Here is a 23,399-nt window from a genome sequence, read left to right on the forward strand (position 1 = left end):
AACAAAAATGTCGTCGACGATATGGTTTCTCATGTCCACGATGTTCATCGCCAATATCGGGTTCGGTGTCATTTTGCCTACCTTGCCATTCATGGCCAGGTCTGTTGGTGCCACGACATTTGAGATGGGGATGGCACTCTCCGCATTTGCCATCTCGCAATTGCTGTTCAGTTCGTTTTGGGGCAGGATGTCCGATCGGGCAGGCAAGCGCCCGATCCTCATCCTGGGTATTGTCGGCTATGGAATTACTTCTTCACTGGTTGGACTTGCACCGAACGTCACGATTCTGCTCCTGCTGCGATTTGTCTCAGGGGCCTTGGCAGCCGCTGTTTTTCCTGCAGCACTCAGCCTGGCGACCACCTCCACTACACCGGATGATCGGCCGCGAGTGATGGCGTACATGGGCTCGATGAATGGAATCGGATTTATTGTCGGTCCACCTCTGGGGGCATTTTTGAGCGGATTTGGTTTGCAGATTCCCTTTTTCTCGGTGGGTTTGCTATCCGTCGGAAGCGGAATTCTCGCTTTTTGGCTACTGCCCGTCGAACCGCGGATGAAGCAGGAGCAAGTCTACAACGGGGAGCGAGTAAGTCTTCTCATTCGATTGAAAGAGTCCGTTATGGCGCTGTTTGACCGCAAGCTTGCTCCCTTCTTCGGGGGGACCTTCTCGTTTACGTTTAGCGATGCGGCTATTACGTCGACGCTCGCCTATTTTTTGACTGATGTCCTGCACTCGACACAGGGTATGGCAGGCTGGGCTTTTATGGTGAATGGCGGAGTGGGGGCCTTGATTCAAATGTCTCTCTTCTCGTTTTGGTACCGGAGGTGGGGAGAGATGGGGACGATGGTGACGGGCTTTACCTTCGGATTGATTGGGTTTCTGGCTTTGGGATTTGCCACACAGGTCGTCTGGGTGTTCGTCGCGATGACGTTACTGGCGTTCTGCCGAGGCTTTGCTTTTCCAGCGATGACCTCTGCGATCTCGCTGCGGACGAGTATGGACGCGCAGGGGAGCAGCTTTGGAGCGCAGCTGACCTGCAACAGTCTGGGGAGGGCGATCGGTCCTTTGATTGCAGGCTGGTTGTTTGCCTATGAGGAACGGCTCCCGTACTTTGTAGCTGGATTGCTGATGCTGCTGATGACGGTAGCCTTGATCTATGTAAGCAGGATGGAGAAAGAGATCGATGGAGTGAGGACTAAGGAGAGTAACGGAAATGTGAAGGAGGAAGGAACATGTTAAAAGCCACATTTCTGTCCCGCGAGCTGGATACCTATCCCGCGGGCGGATACCGCGTTTGGCTGTTGTCTATCGCCATTTTGGCCAACTTTATTGCCTCCTATGAATCACAGATAGCTCCCGTGCTTCCGCTGTTGCTGAATGACCTCAACATGGATCTGCAGCTGTACGGCATTTTGTCTGCTGTTTCCATCCTCGCTGCTGCTTTGTCCTCACTCCTATTCGGTCCACTCGCTGACAAGTATGGCCGTGTCATATTTCTCGTCCCGAGCCTGTTTTTGACGACGATTTGTGTGTTCGGTATGGCTTTTGTAGAGACAATCTCGCAGCTCTTTGTCCTGCGTGTGCTGCTCTCGTTTGTCGACGGAGTGGCATTCGGGATGACGGCAGGGCTCGTGCGGGATTTTTCACCCCGAATGGGGCGTGCTCTTGCCTACAGCTTCTGGACGTTTGGTCCGGTCGGCTCCAACTTCTTCGCCAGCGCTATGGCAGGGTGGACCCTTCCCATTTACGGCTCCTGGCAATCCCAGTTCTACATCGCTGGAACCATCGCTCTCCTATCCTCGGTGGTCATTTTATTTGCGATCCGTGATCTTTCTCCCCGCTTGCGTGACCAAATTGTCCACAGCACCGATCAATTGCCAGAAGCGAATGAAAAAGCTGCCCCTGTCCAACCACATCATGAAAATGAATCGAGAATGAAGCAGATTTTGCGGGTTCCACATTTGTGGCTGTCTAGTATTGGGATCTCCGTCTACCTGCTCATCTATTTTACGATGGCGGGATTCGGTCCCAAGATTCTGGTCGATTCCTTCGGTTTTGAAGCCCATCAGGCTGCTAGCATTGCCAAGTACTTCTGGATGTTCAACCTGGGGGTACTCCTCGTCGTCGGCTGGATCTCAGATCGTCTCCAGTTGAGAAAAATCATTTCGCTGATCGGAGCCGTAAGTTTTGGACTTTACATGATCTATTTTGTGAGCTTGTTCGGAACGAAGGTATCAGAAGGCGCGATGATCGTAAGCGTTTCGATACTGGGTACATTTATGGCCATCACGTATGCACCTTGGAATGCCTTGTTTTCGGAAAATGCAGAAGATGTGAACCCTTCGCTTCAGTCTACTGCGTGGGGCTTGCACGGCGCCATTATTCGGATCGTGCCCGTAATCATGAACCTGGTCCTGCCATCGGTCGTAACCGGCTACGGGTGGGAAACATGGGTTGCGATCGCTTCCTTGGTAGGTGTGGTCGTCTATGTTCCGCTGCTGTTCATGACCAAAGGAAAATGGTTTTCCAAGAAACCGAGTGAGGCAGTGGTGCAATGATTGCTTGAGAAGGGAGAAACCAAAAAGATATGAGCGATTTGCACATCGGTCCAATCGAAATACTGATCGGAGAAAATCAGAGCCGTACCCCTTTTTCCACCTCTCTGCTGATCAAAGGCAAGGAGAGTGACGCGTTCATTGATTGTGGAGCTGGGGAGGCTGTATTTGACTATGTAAAACGAGAACACAATGTCCAAGACATCTATGTCACGCACTACCATCTGGATCACATCTGGGGGCTGGCCGAATTTCCCGAAAGTCTTGTCTGGATCAATGAGCGAGATCTGCCAAAGCTTTCGGATCTTGACGAAATTGCCAAAGCAAACGGATACTTCGCCATTTACGGGGAAGAGGAAGGGAAAGAGTGGGTTCGAGGCTTGCGAGAGGAGGCTGGCGCTCGGAAACGGGGTCACTACTCCTGGTCCAGCGTCATAGGGGCAAGGAAAGCTATCTATCCTTATGATCGGGAAATCGAATTGGCGGGTACCAGAGTCGTCATGCTTCATGCCCCGGGTCATTGTGAAGGATTCTGCTGTCCGTATTTTCCGGATTACGGCATCCTGCACGTGGGCGATTTTGATTTGACTGCCTTTGGTCCCTGGTACAACAATGCGGACAGCGATATTGACGACATGGTGCTGTCTGCCAAGCAAACGCTGCTGGTGGATGCGGAGCTCTACGTCACCTCCCATCAAAAAGGCGTTGTGTCCCGTGCGGATTACCAGCGGCTGTTGGAGACGTACATGGGGATCATTGACAGGCGGGAGGAGAAGGTAAACCGGGCGGTGCGACAAGGAATGCCACCCGAACAGCTCATCCATCAGGAAGTCTTTTACCTGCAAAAAAATGTGCAGCAGACGCCCAGACTATTGGTTTTTGAAAAAATGGGCATTGCCAAACACTTGAGGAGACTGATCAAGCACGGCGAACCGATTCAGGATTACTACGAGTCCTATTTGACTGCACATGGGATGCATGGAGAATTTGTGGATTACGTGCATACACCTTCTGCTGCGACACCATCTGGAGTAGGTGAGTTGAATCGACCGAGCAAGGGGGAGAGGAAATGAAAAGACCTTGGCACCAATGGTATTTGGAAGGCGTCTTAGCAGAAGTAGAGATTCCGTCTATTTCGCTGTACCAGCTACTCGAACGCTCGGCACAGGATTATCCCAATCGCCCGGCAGTCATCGATGGTGATCGAGAATGGAGTTACGCGGAGCTCCGTGCAGACGTGGATTTTCTGGCAGCAGCCATGTACAGCCGTGGCATACGAAAAGGAGAGCGGGTAGCGATTGCCTTTCCGAACAGCGCAGAGTATATCCTGACCTATTACGCCGTCCATCGTTTGGGCGGGATTGTGGTTCAGGTGAATCCGATGTATCAGACGCATGAATTGGACTATCTTTTGAAGGATTCGGAAGCCTCGTGGTTTGTGGGGAATCGAGAGCAGGCGCAAAAGCTGGAGAAAATCGATTTGAAACAGGATCTCGGCATCATCTGGGCAGACCCGGGCGACGAAAGTGAAAATAGTCTGTACGGAATGATCAAGGAGAAAAGGCTGCAATTGCCGCCATTGGAGATTCAGCCGCAGGAGGATCTGGCAGTCCTGCAATACACGGGGGGAACGACGGGCCGCGCCAAGGGAGTCATGCTGACACATGCCAATCTGGTCGGAACTGTCTATCAGGGCTTTACATTCGGAGGCGGGGTTCGCAAGGTGGAGGAGCGAATCTTGGGGATGCCGCCTCTCTACCATGTCTACGGGATGAGCCGGATGAACGGCACCATGTTCAATGCACAGGCTTATATCTGCCTGCCGCGCTATGACGTGAATACAATCCTGCAGCTGATTCGCAAGCACCGTCCGACCGGTTTTCCTGCTGTCCCGACTGTCTATATCTCGTTGTTGAACCATCCTGATCTGAAACCGGGCGATCTGGATTGCATCGTTGCTTGTGGCAGCGGATCGGCGCCGCTTCCCGCAGAAGTGATGCAATCCTTCGAGAAGAAGACAGGCGTTCCGATCATCGAGGGGTATGGCTTGTCTGAAACCTCTCCTGCCACCCACGTCAATCCATCGGCTAGGCGAAAGCCGGGCAGCATCGGTATTCCTTTGCCCAATACAGACAGCAAGATCGTCGACATGGAGACGGGACTTCGAGAGCTGCCGCCAGGGGAGCCGGGTGAGCTGATCATCAAGGGACCGCAGGTGATGAAGGGCTATTGGAAAAAACCGGAGGAAACGGCTGCCGTTATGAGAGACGGCTGGTTTTACACAGGAGACATGGCGACGATGGATGAAGAGGGGTACTTTTACATCGTGGGTCGTATAAAAGAACTGATCATTTCCAGCGGCTTCAACGTTTACCCGATTGAAGTGGAAGAGGTGATCTACCAGCATCCGGCTGTCGCAGAGGCTGTCGTCTATGGCGTACCGGATTCCTATCGCGGTGAGACAGTAAAGGCCGCTATCGTGCCGAGGCTCCATGAATCGGTGACGGAAGAGGAAATCATCGCCTGGTGCTCGGAGAGGTTGGCTCGCTACAAGGTTCCGAAAATCATCGAGTTTCGGACAGAGCTGCCCAAGACGACTGTGGGTAAAATTCTGCGCCGCACCTTGATGGAGGAAGATCAGCAGCGCAGGCTGGCTCAGGGAGGGGAAGCAGGATGAGAGAAGCAGTCTTGGTATCTGCTGTGCGGACACCGATCGCGAGGGCAAAAGGTGCTTTGAAGGATATGGAGCCCTCTGATTATGGCGCGATGGTCATTCAAGAGGCTTTGAAAAGGGCCAGGGTAGAGGGAGAAGAAGTGGACGATGTGATCTTTGGCAACTGTCTATCTGGTGGCGGGAACATTGCCAGATTGGCGGCATTGAAAGCAGGAATGCCTGTCACGACGCCCGGCTTGACCATCGATCGCCAGTGTGGATCTGGGATCAACAGTGTAGTACTAGCGGCAGAGGCGATACTCGCCGGGGGTGCCAGCATCATGCTTGCTGGTGGCGCAGAGAGCATGACGCGGATGCCGTTTTTGATGGAGCCATCCAGTCAGGCATACGACCGTTCACCACCGAAATTCGTCCGCAGGGAGCTGGCACCCAAGCATATTGGCAATCCGCCAATGGGCATCACAGCAGAAAATCTCGTGGAGCGATACAGCATCAGCCGAGAGGAGCAGGATGAGTTCGCCTTTTATAGCCAGCAGAAAATGAAGGCTGCGATGGAAGCAGGCATCTTTGGCGAGCAAATCCTTCCAATTACGATCCCAGGGAAAAAGGGTACGACGACGCTGTTTGCACTGGATGAACATCCGAGACCGGAGACGAACCTGGCGGGGTTGGCAGCATTGCCTCCTGTATTCAAAGATGGCGGCACTGTTACTGCCGGGAACTCCTCTGGCGTCAATGATGGTGCGGCGGCATTGGTGCTGATGGAGGGAAGAGAAGCGGAAAAGCGGGGATTGGAGCCTTTGGCAAGAGTAATCGGTTGGGCTGTAGCGGGTGTGGACCCCAACATCATGGGCATCGGCCCGGTGCCTGCGACCCAGAAGCTCTTGAAAAAGCTGGACCTCAAGCTGTCAGACATCGATCTGGTCGAAGCGAATGAAGCGTTTGCTGCGCAGGTCATCGCCTGCGATCGAGAGCTTCACTTGGATCCGGAACGACTCAATGTCACAGGCGGAGCGATCGCCCACGGGCATCCTATCGCGGCTACCGGTTCCATGCTGGTGACCAAGCTCGCCTATGAGCTAAAGCGCCGCGGTGCCAAAAGAGGTCTGGTGACGGCATGTATTGGCGGAGGTCAAGGAATCGCGCTGATCATCGAACGATAGGATTCTTCACCTCGTCCCAAGCAGGGCGGGGTTTTTCTTTTCGGCGGACGACGCGCCACTTGCAGGTCGCCCACATATGATGATGGGGGGAAAACCTAGCAAGAGAGGAGATTCGCAGATGAGTATTCGCCACTCGATGAAAGACGAAGAATTGCAGATCGCGGCCTACAGGCTGGAAGCAAAGCCCGCGCAAGATGTGCTGGTCTGGGCGATGGAGCACTACGGTTCCAGTCTGGTTCTCGCCTCCAGCTTCGGGGCCGAGGATGTGGTGCTCATTGATATGCTGCAAAGGCTGGCGCCAACAGTGCCTGTTTTTTATCTAGACACGAACAAGCATTTCACCGAGACTTACGAGACACGCGACCGTTTGCAGGAGCGGTATGGAGCTGCTTTTATCCAGGTGCTGCCGAAATTGACTCTGGAAGAGCAGGCATCCCGACACGGCGACGAGCTATGGCAGCGTGACCCCAATCTGTGCTGTCAGATTCGCAAGGTCGAGCCATTGAAGCGCATTCTCGCCAACTACCAGGCTTGGGTAACAGGGATTCGCAGAGAACAATCTCCTACGCGTGCCCATGCCAAAAAAGTCGAATGGGATGAAAAATTCAACCTGGTCAAATTTAATCCACTGGCAGACTGGACACAGTCACAGGTCTGGGAATATATACATGATCATGATGTCCCTTACAATCCGTTGCACGACAACCACTATCCGAGTATCGGCTGCAGTGTTTGCACCCGTCAGGTAATGCCGGGTGAAGATCCGCGAGCGGGTCGCTGGGCTGGTTTTACCAAGACGGAATGTGGCTTGCACAAATGAACGCAAGGAAAGGGGATCACGTCATGTCTAAGAATGTACCGCATGGGGGAGTATTGATCGAAAGGTTACAGCCAAGGTCCGGAGATAGCCTGCACGATCTACCTGAAAAGGTCGTTATGGTAGACAAATGGACGCTGTCTGATCTGGATTGTTTGGCCATTGGCGCCTTTTCTCCCCTTACCGGTTTTATGGGCGAAGCAGATTATCGTGCCGTAGTCTCATCCATGAGATTGTCAGACGGAACCGTATGGCCTTTACCCGTCACGCTGGCAGTCGACTCCTCCAAGTATGGCGAGGTTCAGCCAGGAGATCGCCTGTTGCTGCGCGGTGAGGACGGGGAGGATTACGGGATTCTACATGTGGAAAGCCGGTATATACCGGATAAACGCATTGAAGCGCTCCAGGTGTTTCGGACGACAGACGAAGCGCATCCAGGAGTGAAAAAACTGTATGAGAAGCCCGACCTCTATCTGGGAGGTCCAGTGGAGGTCTGGCAGCGTCCCAAAGCGGAGCAGTTTGGCGACTACTATCTGACCCCAGCGCAGACGCGGTCTATCTTTGCGTCAAAGGGCTGGAAGAGCGTTGTCGGTTTCCAGACTCGCAATCCCGTTCATCGCGCACATGAGTACATTCAGAAGGCTGCAATGGAGATTGTGGACGGCTTGTTTCTCAATCCATTGATGGGCGAAACGAAGTCAGATGACGTGCCGGCGACGGTGAGGATGAAGAGCTATCTCGCCCTCTTGGAAAACTACTATCCGCCAAATCGTGTCCTCCTTGCTGCATTTCCAGCAGCGATGCGCTATGCCGGGCCGCGTGAAGCGGTCTTTCATGCAATCGTCCGAAAAAACTACGGCTGCACGCATTTTATTGTCGGGCGCGATCATGCTGGAGTCGGTGATTACTATGGCACCTATGACGCCCAGTACATTTTTTCAGAATTTGAGCCAGATGAGCTGGGCATTCAGCTGCTGTTTTTTGAACACAGCTTTTACTGCAGATCCTGCCAGGGGATGGCTACTACCAAGACGTGTCCGCATGATGCAAGTCATCACATGGCCTTGTCTGGGACGAAGGTGCGAGCAATGCTGAGGAATGGACAGACGCCGCCTCCTGAATACAGCCGGCCGGAAGTAGCGAAAATATTGATCGAAGGCATGCAGCAGCAGGAAGAGGGAAATTCCTTAATGCGATAAGCGAGCGTAGTTTAGGGGAAGGCTTACCCGTCCCTTGCGCCTTTTTTTGATGAGGACGAGCTAAATTTGTATGCGCTTTCACGCATATGTGGCACGAAATAGCGCATGACTGCTGAGCATTCGTTCGGACGAAAGTCCACTAAATTCTTGAGTATTTCGTTGACACCCCCTAGGTGCCTAGCTATAATCAGACGTAACACTTTATTTTCTGACAACTACAAAATTAAAAAAATTATTATAATAGCAAGCTATGACGAGGATGGTGCGCGACACTTCTTTTCCAGAGAGCCCGGGGTGCTGAAAGCCGGGTAAAGAGTACGACGCATTGCTCACCTCCGAGCTGTTTTACTGAAATCTGTGCACAAGCAGCCAGACAGTAGGTAGAACCGATTAACACCCGTTAGCGTGTTACAGTCCAATAACAAGTGACTGGCTGAGATCGGCCGACCGTGAGGCGCCGATAAAGTTGGGTGGTACCGCGAACCCTTTCGCCCCAAAAGACATGGAAAAAGAACCGTGTCGGGGCGAAAGGGTTTTTCTATGTGGTTATAGTTAAAAACAATACCTGTTGAGAAGTGGGAGGGGGAGAGAAAATGAGTGTTGAAATCGCTGAATTGAACAGTAAAAAAAGCATGCCGCCAATTCAGTTCGGTGAAGAAGTGTCAGGGGCTGAAACGCTGCTGCGCTGTCTGATCCTCGAGCAAGTAGAGCACATTTTTGGTTATCCAGGCGGTGCTGTATTGCCCATTTACGACTCGTTGTACGGGAGCTACTTTAAGCACATTTTGACCCGCCACGAGCAAGGCGCGATCCACGCAGCTGACGGATACGCTCGCGCAACAGGAAAGCCTGGTGTTTGCATCGCTACTTCCGGTCCGGGTGCTACCAACCTGGTGACAGGGATCGCCACTGCACAGATGGACTCTGTGCCGCTGGTCTGCATTACCGGGAACGTTGCACAGAACCTGATCGGAACGGACGCTTTCCAGGAGGCGAATATTACCGGCATCACGATCCCGATTACCAAGCACAGCTACTTCGTGCGAGACGTACGCGATCTGCCGAGAATCATCAAGGAAGCGTTCCATATCGCCACGACTGGCCGTCCCGGCCCCGTGTTGATCGACATTCCTAAAGACGTAGCCAATGCGAAGGCGCCTTTCTACTATCCGGAAGACGTGAACATCCGCGCTTACCGTGCTTCGCTGGTACCGAGTGATGAAGAGGTAAACACATTTGTCGAGGCGATCCGTTCCGCAAAAAAACCGGTGATTCTCGCTGGCGGCGGTATCATTGCAGCCGGTGCCGACAAAGAACTGCTGGCATTTGCCGAAAAGACCCGCATCCCTGTGATCAACACATTTATGGGATTGGGCGGCTTCCCCGGCGTGCATGAACTGTCGCTTGGAATGCCAGGCATGCATGGAAGCTACACAGCCAACCAAGCATTACTTCAAGCTGACTGTGTAATTGGACTTGGCGCTCGATTTGATGACCGCATTACGATGGGACGCACCAAAGAATTCGCTCCGAATGCACGCATCGTTCACGTGGATATTGACCCGGCTGAGCTGGGGAAAAACGTAGCGACAGCAGTCACCGTAGCTGGAGATGTGAAAAGCACGCTGCAAAAGGCCTTGCCGCTGGTATCGGCATGTGACTCGCAGGCTTGGATCAACCAGTTGAAAGAGTGGCAGCAGCAACAGCCGTACAAGTATAAGAAGGAAGACGGCGTCTTGAAACCGCAAGCGGTGATTGAACTTCTGTACAACACGACAGAGGGAAATGCGATCGTCACGACTGACGTGGGACAGCATCAGATGTGGACCGCGCAGTACTACAAATTCAAGCACTCCCGTTCCTTCATTTCTTCCGGCGGTCTCGGTACGATGGGCTTTGGATTCCCGTCTGCGGTCGGAGCCCAAATCGCGCATCCAGACCGGACAGTCATTGCAGTAGTTGGGGATGGCGGCTTCCAGATGACGAATCAGGAGCTGGCGATTGTCTCCCAGTACAACATTCCGGTCAAGGTAGTCATTCTGAACAACCAATGCTTAGGGATGGTTCGTCAGTGGCAAGAGCTCTTTTACGACAACCGTTACAGCCAGATCGATTTGACCTGCAGTCCAGATTTCGTCAAACTGGCTGAAGCCTACGGTGTAAAAGGTTTGCGCGCAAGCACGCAAGAAGAAGCAGAGCGTGTATGGGCAGAAGCCCTTGAGCACAACGGGCCAGTAGTCATCGACTTCCGTGTAGCACCGGGAGAAAACGTCTATCCGATGGTTGCGTCAGGCAACACCTTAGATCAGATGGAATTGGGGGAAGAGTAGATGCAGCGACATACGATTGCCGTACTTGTAAATGATCAACCCGGCGTATTGACCCGTGTCGCGACCCTGTTCGGTCAGAGAGGCTTTAACATCGACAGCATTACGGTTGGTGGGTCAGAGGAAGCAGGCTTGTCCCGCATGGTTATCAGCACAGGCGGGGATGATCAGCAGATCAATCAGTTGATGAAGCAGCTGTACAAACTCATCGATGTGATTTCTGTCACAAATCTGAGCGCCAATCCCTTTGTTTCGCGGGAGCTTGCTCTGATCAAGGTAAGTGCTACTCCAAGCCAATTGGCAGAGCTAAACGGAATTGTTGAACCCTTCCGTGCAGCGATTGTCGATGTAGGCCCAGAATCATTGATCGTTCAGGTAACAGGGGATACGGAGAAAATCGATGCTTTGCTCATTCTTTTGCAAAGCTATGGTGTACTCGAATTGACTCGTACCGGGTCAGTGGCGATGGCACGCAGTATTGTACCAGCAGAAGCAGCAGCAACTGTATAGTACAAAAAATTCTGAATTAAAATTCAAACTAAACAACATTTCAAGGAGGCTATACAAATGGTTAAAATGTACTACGAAGCAGACGTGAACAAAGAGGTACTGCGTGGCAAAACAATCGCAATTATCGGTTATGGTAGCCAAGGGCATGCACAAGCACAAAACCTGCGTGACAGCGGCTTTAAAGTAGTGGTAGGTCTTCGCCCAGGAAAATCTTGGGACGTAGCAGTAAAAGACGGCTTTGAAGTACTGACAGTAGCAGAAGCAACCAAACGTGCAGACGTCGTACAAATCCTGATGCCGGATGAGCGTCAAGCACAAGTATACCGCGATGAAGTAGCTCCAAACCTGAAATCCGGTGCTGCACTTTGCTTCTCTCACGGTTTCAACATTCACTACGCACAAATCGTGCCGCCAGCTGACGTAGACGTGATCATGTCTGCTCCAAAAAGCCCTGGTCACCTGGTTCGCCGCGTATACCAAGAAGGCTTTGGCGTACCTGGTCTGATCGCGATCTATCAAGACGCGACTGGCAACGCAAAAGACATCGCGCTGGCATACTCCAGCGGTATCGGTTGCACCAAAGCTGGCGTTATCGAAACAACATTCCGTGAAGAGACTGAAACCGACCTGTTTGGTGAGCAAGCCGTACTTTGCGGTGGCGCAAGCGAGCTGGTAAAAGCAGGTTTCGATACGCTGGTAGAAGCAGGCTACGCTCCAGAGATCGCGTACTTCGAGTGCTTGCATGAGCTGAAACTGATCGTTGACCTGATGTACGAAGGCGGATTGGCTCGTATGCGCTATTCCATCAGTGACACAGCTGAATACGGAGACTACAGCGTAGGTCGCCGCATCATCACAGACGAAACTCGCAAAGAAATGAAAAAAGTTCTGTCCGAAATCCAAGATGGTACGTTTGCTCGCAACTGGATCTTGGAAAACCAAGCAAACCGCCCAGGTTTCACTTCCCGTCGTCGTCTGGAAGCAGAACATGGCATCGAAGTTGTGGGTGAGCAACTGCGCGGCATGATGTCCTGGATCGATAAATCCGAGAAAAAAGAAGAAGTAAAAGCAGGTAAGTAATAAGCTTTCTCGATAAAAAATAAAGCAGATCAAAAACTTGGCTCCGCCAAGCGTTGGCGGGGCCTACATTGTACGTAGTCGATCGGGTAGACATATACATTCCTATCGACGAAATAAGCGTTGGGAAAAATGTGGAGGTGAATAGTTCATGCGGACCATTGAGATTTTTGATACAACATTGCGTGACGGGGAACAGTCTCCGGGCGTCAACATCAGCACGAACGAAAAGGTGGAGATCGCCCTTCAACTGGAGAAACTGGGCGTTACGAGAATCGAGGCTGGCTTTGCTGCTGCCTCTCCCGGTGACCAAAAGTCTGTGGCCGAAGTAGCGAAGCGCGTGAAAAATGCGACCATTGTCAGTCTGGCTCGTGCCGTAAAAGACGACATGGATAAGGCATATGAAGCGCTGCGCAACGCGGAAAACGCATCCCTCCACGTCTTTCTTGCAACGTCTCCGATTCATCGCGAATTCAAGCTGAACATGAGCAAGGAGCAAGTGCTCCAGCGTGCCGTGGAAGCGGTCACGTATGCGAAAAAGTACTTCAAAGAAGTGCAATTCTCGGCTGAAGATGCGGCTCGCACAGAGATCGACTTCTTGAAACAGGTAGTAGAGGCAGTCATCAAGGCGGGAGCGACGACCGTGAATATTCCAGATACCGTCGGCTACATGACTCCGATTGAGTACGGAAATATCTTCCGGGAGCTGAAACAAGTACCTGGTGCCGACATGATTCGTCTGAGCTGCCATTGTCACGATGATTTGGGCATGGCTGTAGCGAACAGCTTGGCGGCGATCGAGGGCGGAGCAACACAAGTCGAAGGTACCATCAACGGTATCGGCGAGCGTGCCGGTAACGCAGCTTTGGAGGAAGTTGCATTGGCGCTGGAGACTCGCAAGGATTACTATCAAGCTACGACCAAAATGAACCTGAAGGAAATCGCGCGTACCAGCCAGCTGGTCAGCCGTTTGACCGGTATGATTGTGCCGGGCAACAAAGCGATTGTAGGGGCGAATGCCTTTGCCCATGAATCAGGTATTCATCAGGATGGCGTGCTGAAAAACGTAACCACTTACGAGATCATTCGCCCTGAATCTGTGGGCTTCAAATCCAACAAGCTGGTTCTTGGCAAGCACTCCGGACGCCATGCGTTCAAGGAAAAGCTGATCGAACTGGGCTACCACCTGGAGCAAGAAGAAGTGAATGCCGCATTTGCCGCATTCAAAGTCCTGTGCGACAAGAAAAAAGAGATTTCGGACGACGACATTCTCGCCCTTGTCGACGCCAAGATGGAGCGCGGACCAGAAGCGTTCCAACTGGAATCTGTGCAACTGGCCTACGGAAACATTTCCGTGCCTACTGCTAGTGTGCGCTTGCTGCGTGCCGATGGTTCGAGCTGTGAAGAAGCGGCATGTGGAAACGGCTCTGTCGATTCCATATACAAGGCGATTGACCGCGCGACTGGCGAAGAAGTGACCCTGACGGATTACAAAATCCTTTCGGTTACACACGGCAAGGATGCGTTGGGTGAAGTGTATGTTCGTTTGCAGCAAGGTGAACTGAGCGTGACTGGCCGCGGGGTTAGCACCGACGTGCTGGAAGCGAGTGCAATTGCCTATATTCGTGCCGTCAACAAGATTTTGGAACGACGCAATGAGTCGATGCCGGTAGCTGTCAACTAGAGCAAATACATCTGAAGCCGGATAGGAAATAAAGAAACCACCAGAGAACGAAAAAACCATTACTGAAGAAAAGCGGGATAAAGATGAAGAAAAACTATCGCATCGCCGTTCTTCCTGGGGACGGTATTGGACCGGAGATTATGCAAGAAGCCGTAAAGGTCCTCACTCTTGTAGGTGAAAAGACGGGGGTTACCTTTACATGTGAAGAAGGGCGTATCGGCGGTATCGCGATTGATACCGACGGAACGCCACTGCCGGAAGAAACCTTGAAGCTGGCTAAGGAAGCAGATGCTGTACTGCTGGGGGCCGTCGGAGGTCCAAAATGGGATCAAAACCCTGGACATCTGCGCCCTGAAACAGGACTTTTGGGAATCCGCAAAGGGCTCGGTTTGTTTGCGAACATCCGACCTGCAAACATGCACAGCTCGCTGGTAGACGCGTCTACGCTCAAGCCAGAAGTCGTTTCCGGCGTAGATTTGATCGTTGTGCGTGAACTGACCGGAGGGATCTACTTCGGTGAGAAAAAGCGCTACGATGGTCCAAATGGAGAAGTAGCGGAAGATCAGTGCATCTACAATGAACAGGAAATCGAGCGCATTATCCGGGTTTCCTTTGACATTGCTCGTAAGCGTCAAAAGCGTGTAGTTTCCGTCGATAAAGCAAACGTACTGGAAAGCTCCCGCCTCTGGCGCAAAGTGGCAGAGCGTGTGGCAGCTGACTATCCGGATGTGGAATTGACCCATCAACTGGTTGACTCCTGCGCGATGCAGCTAGTACGTGATCCGAAGCAGTTTGACGTCATCGTGACAGAGAACATGTTCGGAGACATCCTGAGCGACCAAGCAGCGATGCTGACTGGATCGATCGGAATGCTTTCCTCGGCTAGTCTCGCGGCAGGCAGCTTCGGCCTGTTCGAGCCGGTACATGGCTCTGCTCCTGACATTGCTGGCAAAGGCATTGCCAACCCATTGGCGACGATCCTTTCCGTTGCGATGATGCTCCGTCTCTCACTGGAAATGGATGAAGCAGCAGATGCAGTGGAAAAAGCAGTCTGGGCTGTACTGGAAGCGGGTCACCGCACAGGCGATATCGCTGCAGACCGCAGCAAAGCCATCGGCACACTCGAAATGGGTCAGCTCGTTCGCGACGAGTTGAACAAAATCTTGAACTAACGAATCGCAAGAAGATAAACCCTGCCACCTCCCATGATGGGATGAAATGGCAGGGTTTAACTCGTTTCTGTCATCACGTGGAGGGAGAAGACAAGTGCACGCATTCCCATTTATGCTGAGTTTTGTATGTATTTTAATCATAACCGTGTTTGGGGGTCTTGCTGCTAAACGAAGAGTGAAAAAGGCGAGTGATTTCAGCAATGCGAGCGGATCACTCACTTCGAGTATGGTGGCAGGTGCACTGGTTGGCGGTTTTGTAGGAGGCACGTCGATTGTGGGGACGGGAGAGCTTGCCTTTTCCTACGGACTGGCATCTCTCTGGTTTACTTTGGGCGGCGGTATTTCGGTCATATTAATCGGCCTGTTCGCCAGCTCGTTTCGTCGCATGCAGGTGGAGACCCTGCCTCAGCTGATCGGCCTGCAGTATGGGGAGCGGGCACAGCTAGGGAGCAGTATTTTTTTGTCGTTGGGGATGTTTATCCAGGTTATTGCACAGATCCTTGCAGCGCTGCCATTTGTCTCTGTTTTTTGGCAGGGTCAACTTTCGTCGCTGGCACTCGTTCCGGCTTTCTTGATCATCGCTTATGTATGGGCAGGAGGATTCATGGGGGCCAGTGTGGTCGGGACGATGAAGACGATGATGCTGATTGTACTCTTGTTTGGGACAGGGGCATGGCTGTGGTGGGGGAGTGATTGGGGTACGTATGTACACTGGTGGCAAGCAGGAAGGATCTCGCTCGTCAATCATGAGGCAGGCCTTGGCTGGACGCAGGGGATTGCGATGCTGGTCGGAATTGTCTCTACACAGGCTTATCTTCAGCCGATCTTTGCCAGCAGGAGCGTTCGCGATGCGCGTACGGGAGCGATAACGGCGGGAGTATTGATTATTCTGATCGGTTTGGTGAGCGCATGGATCGGCATGTACATGAGTGATGCTTATCCGGACCTGTCATCTCCGCGAGAAGCCATACCGCAGTTCTTTTTGATGGAAGCGCCTGGCTGGGTTGCGGGTGCTGCCTATGCTGTGATTCTGTTGTCGATTGTGATGACCGGAGCTGCTCTCACCTTGAGTATTTCGACGATCTTGAATCGGGATGTGATCCAACGATATACGCAGCGTTTTCACGGTGAACAACAAAGCCTGCTGGTTTCACGTGCCTTGATTCTTGTCGTGATTGGAATTGCTTACGTGATGGTCTGCTGGGACGATCAGGCACTCATTCTGCATTGGGCATTTCTGGCGATGACGCTGCGGGGTGTCACGATCTTTTTCCCAATCCTGTTCTATCTCTTCCATATCAAACCAATTAGCGAGAGGTGGTCTATTCTTGCCGTGTGGGGTGCGCCACTTTTCGCGCTGGTCTGGACTTGGGTGCTTCTGCCACTGACGGGTATCGACCCGTTGGTAGTGAGCAGCGCATGGAGCTTGCTTGCTCTAGTGCTGGGCTGGTGGGTCATGAAAAAAAGCTCACGGAATCAGCATGTAGAATCCAGGTAAAGAGTACTCGACCGACTGGTGATACATGATCTGCACCAAAAAAGACGCTTCCGATGGGAGCGTCTTTATAATTATAGAACGTATGTTCTTTTTTTGAAACATTTCAATAAAACGGGTGTATTTTCGACCTTCATATTATGAGTATAAATCATTCGGAATGTTAAGTCTATATTTTTGATCAAAGATGCTCTAAAGTTTGTATACCGGCTGGAAAAAAATCATGTTTTGCAAAGCTTGTGAGGAGGATAGGAATGCAGATACGGTTATGGGATAACAACTTGAAAGTCCGATTAGTCGGGGAAGCGCTTTTTAACATGCTGTTTTGGATGTTTTTTCCATTTATAACCATTTATTTTGGTACAGCATTGGGCAATCATATCGCGGGAATTTTGATGACCGTCCCGCCAATCTTCGGCCTTGCAGGAAGCCTGCTTGGAGGAGCTTTGGCAGACCGAATAGGAAGGCGTCCGGTGATGCTCTTAGGTGCATCGCTTCAAATGGCTATGTTTGCCCTATTCGCCATGTCGTCATCCCATTGGGTGGATTACGTCGCATTTATTGGCATCGGGTTGGGGGGAGCGATCTATCGGCCGGCAAGTACTGCGATGGTTGCAGACCTGGTTCCCTCAGAGAATCGCCGTCAAATATTTGCCACGTTTACGACAGCGAACAACCTTGGTGCAGTGCTGGGTCCTGCACTTGGTGCCATCTTCTTCTTCCACTATCGGGAAGAGCTGCTGTGGACCTGTGCACTGGTCACACTGTTGTATTTGATCGCAATCTACTACGTGGTCCATGAAACATTGCCGACTACGGTGAAGAGTCAGGGAGGTACGACTTCCCTTTCCCGTGTATTCAAAGACCAGTGCAAAGGATACGGCATCATTTTTCGAGATAAAGTATTTCTCATTTACACCCTTGCAGGCATCTTTGCACTGGTTCCGATCATGCAGTTGGATCTCTATCTGCCCGTATACGTAATCAATCATGTCCCTGCACAAGCGCTATTCACCTGGAATGGAGAATCTCTGATGCTTTCCAGTACAGAAATATATGGATGGCTGCTGGGCTTCAACGGTTTGCTGTTTGTGCTGTTTATCCTGCCTGTTACGAAATGGTTCAACAGCTGGAAGGAGCGCGATGTCTTCATTCTGTCTTCGCTCTTGGCTGGGGTAGGTACGTTCGCGCTAGGACTGAACAGCAACATCTGGTATTTGTTTTTTATTACGATCATCTTCACTTTTGGCGAGATAGTACGTTCTCCTGTGACCCAGAGCTTTATCAGCCGTTATGCGCCTGAACATGCGAGAGGACAGTATTTGGGGGCTAACAGCTTGCAGCCCACGATTGGAAAATTTCTGGCGCCTGTGACGGTTTTCTTGTCCAGCTGGGTAATGCCGATGGGAATTTTCAGTATGATCCTGGTGTTTGCCTTCATTAGTATTGCGCTATATGTGTACTTATTCAGAATCTACGTGGAACAGCCCCACGCATCGGATTAATGGGATCGTACAATCAAGATTACGAATTCCATCAAAAAACTCGGCGAGAGCCTGCCAGCCTCGAAATCAGGTTGACAGGCGATCCGCCGAGTTTTGTCCATGTAGGGAGGTGGAATCTATCTGATCAAGGCGGCTCCAAGGCGATACAGCCAGTGCTTCAGCTCGCGCTCGTCCATCGGTGCCAAAGGGAAGCGGACAGCAGGGCGGCGTTCCGTATGGGCTGGTTCGTCAGGAACACGGAAGGCTTGGCCCGGTGTCAGCTCCAGACCTTCTTCGCGCAGGATGGCTAGGATGCGGTCTTCCTGTGCATTCGCATTGGCGGTAGGATTTCCCCATTCGATCCACGTATTCAATCCCCCGATGATCGGATACATCCGAGCATGAGCGGGCAAGGCGTGATGCTTTTCATTCCAGAGAAGCTGGAAGCGGGACTGGAACAAGGTTCGTCTGTCTGCCAGGTAGACATCGGAGAACCAGGAATCGTCCAATAGCCGGACGGCTGCATCGACGACCAAAAGCGAGGGTTCAGCCCCAGTCATGGCAACAAGCTGACGATTGCGCTCCAGCTCATCCGCACCCAGATCGGATGGAAGCATCAACACGCCGAGCTGCAGGTCGCGGGCAAGCGTTTTGGACAAGGAATGCAGGTAGTAGATTTGCACGGGGCGGTTTTCCTGCAAGGCCAATTGATAGAGGGTGAGGCTTGGACGCTGGAACCACAGATCGCCGTAATGATCATTTTCTACAATCCGCACGTTGTGACGAACTGCCCAATCAAGGAGCTCTTCTTTTCGTTTGCGTGAGTAGCTGATCCCTGTTGGAAAGTGGTAGTGCGGATTAGCCAAAATCCAGTTCGCAGGATAGTGCTCCTGCTCTGCCTCCAAGGCTTCTATCGAGATGCCTTCCTCATCCACTCGGATCGGGCGCACGGTCACACCGCATTGACTGAGCAGCCGCAGGAATACCGGATACGAATATTCTTCTACATAGACCACATCACGAGGGGTCATTACCCTCTGGGCCAGAAAAGCAAATCCACTCGTGCTGCGATTGAACAGCATGACGCGTTCAGGGGCGTGTGGAAGACCCCGCCTGGTCAAATGATCGGCAAATACCTTGTCTGCTTTTGCACGGCGAATTTTCTTCTGCGCAGAAGGTTCATCCAGCACGGTCAGGCTTTCGTAAAATGCGCTGCGCAGGCGCTTGACCAGCTCCTCGCCAGGACGCGGGGAGGAGTCTGACAAGGAGGCGATCGGGATATCTGTCAACGGCAGGCGATTTTCCATGCGTGCTTCCTTTGCATGCACGGTGAGATAGTATCCTTTTCCGTGTACGGCTTCCAACCAGCCTTCTGCTGCCAGGTAATCGTATGCTTTTTTGACGGTCTCCAGGGAGCATCCGCTAGCCGTCTTCATCTCTCGCAGGGAAATCAGCTGCTGCCCGTCTACCAGAAAGGCTCCTCGCAAGATTGCGGTCTGTAACTGTTCGGCGAGTTGTACGTATATAGGCGTATGAGATTGTTTATGGAAATGAAACGAGAAAAAAGGGCGGTCTGCCATAGGGCTACGCCTCCTTCGCTGTCGAAAAATAGCAGTCATCAGCATTATAGCGGAAAGCGAGAGGGAAGGGATAGGGGAGAAGGCGAAATTCTTCGAGCGGGCCGACAGAAGCACCGGTTTGTGGAAAATGGTATGATAGTTGAAGTCGATATGGGATGAGGAGATGAAGCTGATGAGTACACGAGAACATAAAGCCGCAGCGCCCAAACAGGTCGCCTGTATGGTCATAACCGTGTCCGATACGAGGACGGAAGAGACGGACAAGAGCGGTCAATTGATGAAACAGCTGCTGGATGAGGCGGGTCATATGACCCAACTGTATCAAATCGTCAAGGATGAGCCGTCAGAGGTGATTGCTGCTATCGAAGCGGGTATCGCCGATTCGCAGGTGCAGGTGATCCTGTTGAATGGCGGGACGGGAATATCCCCACGCGACAATACCTTTGAAGCCGTATCCGGTATGCTGGACAAGGAAGTGCCTGGATTTGGCGAGTTGTTTCGAATGCTCAGCTATACAGAGGATATCGGGTCTGCAGCGATGCTGAGCCGTGCTGTGGCAGGCACCCGACAAGGAAAGATGATCTTTTCAACACCGGGCTCCACAGGTGCCGTACGATTGGCGATGACCAAGCTGATCGTGCCGGAATTAGGCCATGTAGTCCGCGAACTGAACCGATAGAGAAGGGCAGCTGGCAAGCTGGAATTGCTCCTGCTAGCCCGTTGTGGTACTGTAACGACAGGGAATTGACCGGCACAGCCCTTTCTTCCTGAAATGCCGGAAGGTGCAAGGAGAGAAGACCGAAAACATGAAGATTGTACTGACAACCTTAAACGCGAAGTTTATTCATTCATCACTTGCTTTACGCTATTTGCGCAGCTACGCCAAGCCAACCTTTCCACAGATTGATCTGGTTGAATATACGATTAACGACGTGACCATGAATATCGTGGCAGACCTCTACAAGCGTGAGCCCGACGTCGTCGCTTTTTCCTGCTACATCTGGAACATCAGGGAGACGCTCGATGTCGTTCGCAATCTGAAAAAAGTGCGTCCCGATTTGCCTGTCATCCTGGGTGGGCCGGAAGTGACCTATGACGCAGATCACTGGTTGAAGAAGCATCCGGAGATCGACGTGATTGTGATCGGTGAAGGAGAGCAGACCATCCTGGAGCTGCTGCAAACCTACCAGAAAGCAAAAGAAACCCAACAGCCCGCGCTTCTGCGTGAAGTCAACGGGATCGCCTATCGTGATGAGGAGGGGATCGTCCGTTTTTCCATGCCGCGAGCGCAGATTGAGGATCTCGATACGATTCCATCCCCGTTTGAGGACCATCTGGACGAGCTGAACAACCGTGTCGTCTATTTCGAAGCGTCACGCGGTTGTCCGTTCAAATGCCAGTACTGCTTGTCCTCGATCGAGGATGGCGTGCGTTATTTCAGTCTGGAGCGGGTGAAGTCCGACCTGCTTCGCCTGATCAACCACGGTGTCAAGACGATCAAGTTTGTAGACAGGACCTTTAACATCAATAAAAAATACGCACTGGAAATCTTTCAGTTTTTGATCGATAACCATAATGGTACGGTTTTTCAATTCGAAATTACTGCGGACATCCTGAGAGCGGACGTTCTTGACTTTTTGACAGAGAATGCTCCTCCCGGCATTTTCCGCTTCGAGATCGGCGTCCAGTCCACCAACGATGAAACCAACCGCCTCGTCCAACGGATTCAGCGCTTTGATAGACTGTCGCGCACTGTCACGCAGATTAAGGAATCCGGAAAAATCGATCAGCATCTCGATTTGATCGCGGGTCTACCGGAAGAGGATTATCAATCCTTCAGCAAAACGTTCAATGACGTCTTTGCCCTGCGACCGGAAGAGCTGCAGCTTGGATTCCTGAAAATGCTGCGCGGAACGGGTGTACGTGCACGTGCCACCGATCACGGCTATATTTTCATGGACGAAGCGCCTTACGAAATTCTTGGAAACAACGTCCTTTCGTTTGCGGATATGCAAAAAATCAAGCGTGTTGAGGATGTGCTGGAAAAATACTGGAATGACCATCGAATGGATTATACGCTGGAATGGCTGCTTGCCCATGTGTTCGAATCGCCATTCGAGTTCTTTCAGAGCTTTGGTGACTATTGGGAAAATAAAGGCTGGAGCCGTATCGGACACCAGCTGGAGGATTTGTTTACGCGACTTCAAGAATTCCTGGCGTATAAAGGGATCGAGAGGATGGATCACGTCGTCAGCCTCATGAAGTTTGACTATATGCGCAATCAGAAGCACCGCCCGCGCAGACTCTGGTGGGATGATGTACTGGAAAAACAGGAGATGCAGCAGATCTTTGCGACTGTTTATGAGCAACGCGATCGATTGCGTGCTGATTTTGGCGAGCATGCTGCTTCCGAGAAAGAGTACTTCAAGCATACGTTGACTGCGAAGATTTCTTTTGATATCGAGACCTGGATTCAAACGGGTGAGCTGATCTGTGGTTCGTTTATTCTCGTAGTGTACTATCCGTACAAGGATGAGCAGACAAATGCGTTTGTCGTGGTAGAGCAGGATCTGAGCATGGCAAAATAAGCATGTGCTGTATACAAGCCGCTGATAACATTCAATTCCGATGCAGACAAGCGGCGAAGATAGGGGATTTTGCCGGATGGAAGTTAACCTTCTGATGTCGATCATAGAGCAATACGGTTATGTAGCCATTTTTTTTCTGCTGTGGCTAGGTATCGTAGGTTTGCCCATTCCTGATGAGCTGGTAGTGGCTACTGGGGGTTTTTTGGTCTCAATCGGGATTTTAGACCCGTTCTACTCTTTATTGACCGCTTATCTCGGAGTGGCATCTGGATTGACAATCGGGTTTTTGCTAGGTAAATATTTTGGAAAGCCGATATTAGGCTGGTTGTCCAAAAAGGAAAAGATGAGGGCAAAGGTCGAGCGTTCTACCGCGTTGCTGGAGAAATACGGAACCACAGCGCTATGCATCAGCTATCTGTTTCCGGTTGTAAGGCATCTGGTGCCCTATCTGGTGGCGATGGGCGGGATGACGTATCGTCGTTATGCCTTACTGTCCTATCCGATCGGCTTGGTCTGGACCGTTGCCTTTTATTTGATCGGCTACGTATTTGGGCGCAACGTGGAGACGATTATCGGAATGATTCGGTCGTATGGAGCCTACACGCTGATGGCTCTCCTGGTCGTCCTTGGCGTAGTGCTGCTCGTGCGGAAAATGCGTGGGGGCACTTCACAGGCCAAAAGGGGGGAGTAGGGAATGAAACAGCAGCTGAAGCTTCATCGCAGAAATCGGAATTTGCTGCTCATCGTGGCGTGGCTCCTGAACCTCGCAGGCCTATTCTCTTTTTCAACGCCATGGCTGCTGGTGGTCGGGGTGGTGCTGGTAAACGCGTATGCATGGTTTCTCATGGCAAGTGACAAGGATCGAGCAAAAGCAAACAGCTTTCGGATTCCAGAGGCCAGTCTGCTGCTTGTCGCCGCATTGGGCGGAGCAGCAGGGGCACTTCTCGGCATGCTGCTTCACCGCCACAAGACGAAGCATCTTCGCTTTACCGTTCTGATTCCTTTTTTTCTAGCAGTCCAACTTTTCGCACTTGTTTCCTGGCTCGAAACATTATCATAGGATTGGCAAGGTT

Annotated in this window: 19 protein-coding genes; 18 read left to right on the forward strand and 1 reads right to left on the reverse strand. The window is 51.8% G+C overall.

Annotated features, from left to right (window positions below; all coding sequences use genetic code 11):
- Nucleotides 1-7 precede the first annotated feature (7 nt).
- From JZI27_RS11290 to JZI27_RS11355, 14 genes are all read left to right on the forward strand, one after another.
- Nucleotides 8-1,240, forward strand: coding sequence for an MFS transporter (locus JZI27_RS11290; protein WP_280207575.1), 1,233 nt, complete (start codon nt 8-10; stop codon nt 1,238-1,240).
- Nucleotides 1,234-2,559, forward strand: coding sequence for an MFS transporter (locus JZI27_RS11295; protein ID WP_280207576.1), 1,326 nt, complete (start codon nt 1,234-1,236; stop codon nt 2,557-2,559). Before JZI27_RS11290 ends, JZI27_RS11295 begins: the two co-directional genes overlap by 7 nt.
- A gap of 29 nt (nt 2,560-2,588) precedes the next feature.
- Nucleotides 2,589-3,629 carry an MBL fold metallo-hydrolase gene (locus JZI27_RS11300; RefSeq protein WP_251243056.1) on the forward strand — a complete coding sequence of 347 codons (1,041 nt, stop codon included), beginning with the start codon at nt 2,589-2,591 and terminating at the stop codon, nt 3,627-3,629.
- Complete coding sequence (locus tag JZI27_RS11305; protein ID WP_122909822.1) at nt 3,626-5,233, forward strand: long-chain-fatty-acid--CoA ligase; 1,608 nt, start codon at nt 3,626-3,628, stop codon at nt 5,231-5,233. Before JZI27_RS11300 ends, JZI27_RS11305 begins: the two co-directional genes overlap by 4 nt.
- Nucleotides 5,230-6,393, forward strand: a complete 1,164-nt coding sequence (locus JZI27_RS11310; protein WP_280207577.1) for a thiolase family protein — start codon at nt 5,230-5,232, stop codon at nt 6,391-6,393. Before JZI27_RS11305 ends, JZI27_RS11310 begins: the two co-directional genes overlap by 4 nt.
- Before the next feature lie 118 nt (nt 6,394-6,511).
- Nucleotides 6,512-7,213, forward strand: coding sequence for a phosphoadenylyl-sulfate reductase (locus JZI27_RS11315; protein WP_122909824.1), 702 nt, complete (start codon nt 6,512-6,514; stop codon nt 7,211-7,213).
- On the forward strand, nt 7,195-8,409 hold the full coding sequence (sat, locus tag JZI27_RS11320) for a sulfate adenylyltransferase (protein WP_415783059.1): 1,215 nt from the start codon (nt 7,195-7,197) through the stop codon (nt 8,407-8,409). The genes JZI27_RS11315 and sat overlap by 19 nt, the downstream gene beginning before the upstream one ends.
- Before the next feature lie 593 nt (nt 8,410-9,002).
- Nucleotides 9,003-10,739, forward strand: a complete 1,737-nt coding sequence (gene ilvB, locus JZI27_RS11325) for a biosynthetic-type acetolactate synthase large subunit (RefSeq protein ID WP_122909826.1) — start codon at nt 9,003-9,005, stop codon at nt 10,737-10,739.
- Entirely contained in the window at nt 10,740-11,246 is a 507-nt protein-coding gene (gene ilvN / locus JZI27_RS11330) for an acetolactate synthase small subunit (RefSeq protein ID WP_122909827.1), read from the forward strand.
- A 57-nt stretch (nt 11,247-11,303) separates the two neighbouring features.
- Entirely contained in the window at nt 11,304-12,326 is a 1,023-nt protein-coding gene (ilvC, locus tag JZI27_RS11335; RefSeq protein ID WP_122909828.1) for a ketol-acid reductoisomerase, read from the forward strand.
- A gap of 148 nt (nt 12,327-12,474) precedes the next feature.
- On the forward strand, nt 12,475-14,007 hold the full coding sequence (locus tag JZI27_RS11340) for a 2-isopropylmalate synthase (protein ID WP_280207578.1): 1,533 nt from the start codon (nt 12,475-12,477) through the stop codon (nt 14,005-14,007).
- 83 nt (nt 14,008-14,090) lie between these two features.
- A complete protein-coding gene (gene leuB / locus JZI27_RS11345) occupies nt 14,091-15,179 on the forward strand; it encodes a 3-isopropylmalate dehydrogenase (RefSeq protein ID WP_280207579.1) in 1,089 nt (362 codons plus the stop codon).
- 94 nt (nt 15,180-15,273) lie between these two features.
- Entirely contained in the window at nt 15,274-16,677 is a 1,404-nt protein-coding gene (locus JZI27_RS11350; protein WP_280207580.1) for a sodium:solute symporter family protein, read from the forward strand.
- Between the two features lie 251 nt (nt 16,678-16,928).
- Nucleotides 16,929-18,179 carry an MDR family MFS transporter gene (locus JZI27_RS11355; protein ID WP_280207581.1) on the forward strand — a complete coding sequence of 417 codons (1,251 nt, stop codon included), beginning with the start codon at nt 16,929-16,931 and terminating at the stop codon, nt 18,177-18,179.
- Between the two features lie 116 nt (nt 18,180-18,295).
- Here JZI27_RS11355 and JZI27_RS11360 read toward each other — a convergent pair whose 3' ends face one another.
- Nucleotides 18,296-19,738, reverse strand: coding sequence for an aminotransferase-like domain-containing protein (locus tag JZI27_RS11360; RefSeq protein ID WP_280207582.1), 1,443 nt, complete (start codon nt 19,736-19,738; stop codon nt 18,296-18,298).
- Nucleotides 19,739-19,910: 172 nt separating this feature from the next.
- Between JZI27_RS11360 and JZI27_RS11365 the strand changes: the two genes are divergently transcribed.
- The 4 genes from JZI27_RS11365 to JZI27_RS11380 all read left to right on the forward strand — a co-directional run bounded on the left by JZI27_RS11365 (nt 19,911) and on the right by JZI27_RS11380 (nt 23,386).
- Nucleotides 19,911-20,417, forward strand: a complete 507-nt coding sequence (locus tag JZI27_RS11365; protein ID WP_122909834.1) for a MogA/MoaB family molybdenum cofactor biosynthesis protein — start codon at nt 19,911-19,913, stop codon at nt 20,415-20,417.
- Nucleotides 20,418-20,544: 127 nt separating this feature from the next.
- A complete protein-coding gene (locus JZI27_RS11370; RefSeq protein ID WP_280207583.1) occupies nt 20,545-22,326 on the forward strand; it encodes a B12-binding domain-containing radical SAM protein in 1,782 nt (593 codons plus the stop codon).
- Between the two features lie 76 nt (nt 22,327-22,402).
- Nucleotides 22,403-23,017 carry a DedA family protein gene (locus JZI27_RS11375; protein ID WP_122909836.1) on the forward strand — a complete coding sequence of 205 codons (615 nt, stop codon included), beginning with the start codon at nt 22,403-22,405 and terminating at the stop codon, nt 23,015-23,017.
- Between the two features lie 3 nt (nt 23,018-23,020).
- Nucleotides 23,021-23,386: a DUF1294 domain-containing protein gene (locus JZI27_RS11380; RefSeq protein WP_251243047.1), complete on the forward strand. Its 366-nt coding sequence runs from the start codon at nt 23,021-23,023 to the stop codon at nt 23,384-23,386.
- Nucleotides 23,387-23,399 lie beyond the last annotated feature (13 nt).

This window comes from Brevibacillus sp. AY1, from assembly GCF_029870785.1.
Classification (GTDB): domain Bacteria; phylum Bacillota; class Bacilli; order Brevibacillales; family Brevibacillaceae; genus Brevibacillus; species Brevibacillus invocatus.

Bases quoted from the DNA above. Each gene is read 5' to 3' on its own strand.
- JZI27_RS11355 (WP_280207581.1), top strand. From the start codon at position 16,929: ATGCAGATACGGTTATGGGATAACAACTTGAAAGTCCGATTAGTCGGG.
- JZI27_RS11365 (WP_122909834.1), top strand. From the start codon at position 19,911: ATGAGTACACGAGAACATAAAGCCGCAGCGCCCAAACAGGTCGCCTGT.
- JZI27_RS11305 (WP_122909822.1), top strand. From the start codon at position 3,626: ATGAAAAGACCTTGGCACCAATGGTATTTGGAAGGCGTCTTAGCAGAA.
- JZI27_RS11375 (WP_122909836.1), top strand. From the start codon at position 22,403: ATGGAAGTTAACCTTCTGATGTCGATCATAGAGCAATACGGTTATGTA.
- JZI27_RS11370 (WP_280207583.1), top strand. From the start codon at position 20,545: ATGAAGATTGTACTGACAACCTTAAACGCGAAGTTTATTCATTCATCA.
- ilvC (WP_122909828.1), top strand. From the start codon at position 11,304: ATGGTTAAAATGTACTACGAAGCAGACGTGAACAAAGAGGTACTGCGT.
- JZI27_RS11315 (WP_122909824.1), top strand. From the start codon at position 6,512: ATGAGTATTCGCCACTCGATGAAAGACGAAGAATTGCAGATCGCGGCC.
- JZI27_RS11340 (WP_280207578.1), top strand. From the start codon at position 12,475: ATGCGGACCATTGAGATTTTTGATACAACATTGCGTGACGGGGAACAG.
- ilvN (WP_122909827.1), top strand. From the start codon at position 10,740: ATGCAGCGACATACGATTGCCGTACTTGTAAATGATCAACCCGGCGTA.
- JZI27_RS11360 (WP_280207582.1), bottom strand. From the start codon at position 19,738: ATGGCAGACCGCCCTTTTTTCTCGTTTCATTTCCATAAACAATCTCAT.
- JZI27_RS11295 (WP_280207576.1), top strand. From the start codon at position 1,234: ATGTTAAAAGCCACATTTCTGTCCCGCGAGCTGGATACCTATCCCGCG.
- JZI27_RS11310 (WP_280207577.1), top strand. From the start codon at position 5,230: ATGAGAGAAGCAGTCTTGGTATCTGCTGTGCGGACACCGATCGCGAGG.
- sat (WP_415783059.1), top strand. From the start codon at position 7,195: ATGTGGCTTGCACAAATGAACGCAAGGAAAGGGGATCACGTCATGTCT.
- JZI27_RS11380 (WP_251243047.1), top strand. From the start codon at position 23,021: ATGAAACAGCAGCTGAAGCTTCATCGCAGAAATCGGAATTTGCTGCTC.
- JZI27_RS11290 (WP_280207575.1), top strand. From the start codon at position 8: ATGTCGTCGACGATATGGTTTCTCATGTCCACGATGTTCATCGCCAAT.
- JZI27_RS11300 (WP_251243056.1), top strand. From the start codon at position 2,589: ATGAGCGATTTGCACATCGGTCCAATCGAAATACTGATCGGAGAAAAT.
- leuB (WP_280207579.1), top strand. From the start codon at position 14,091: ATGAAGAAAAACTATCGCATCGCCGTTCTTCCTGGGGACGGTATTGGA.
- ilvB (WP_122909826.1), top strand. From the start codon at position 9,003: ATGAGTGTTGAAATCGCTGAATTGAACAGTAAAAAAAGCATGCCGCCA.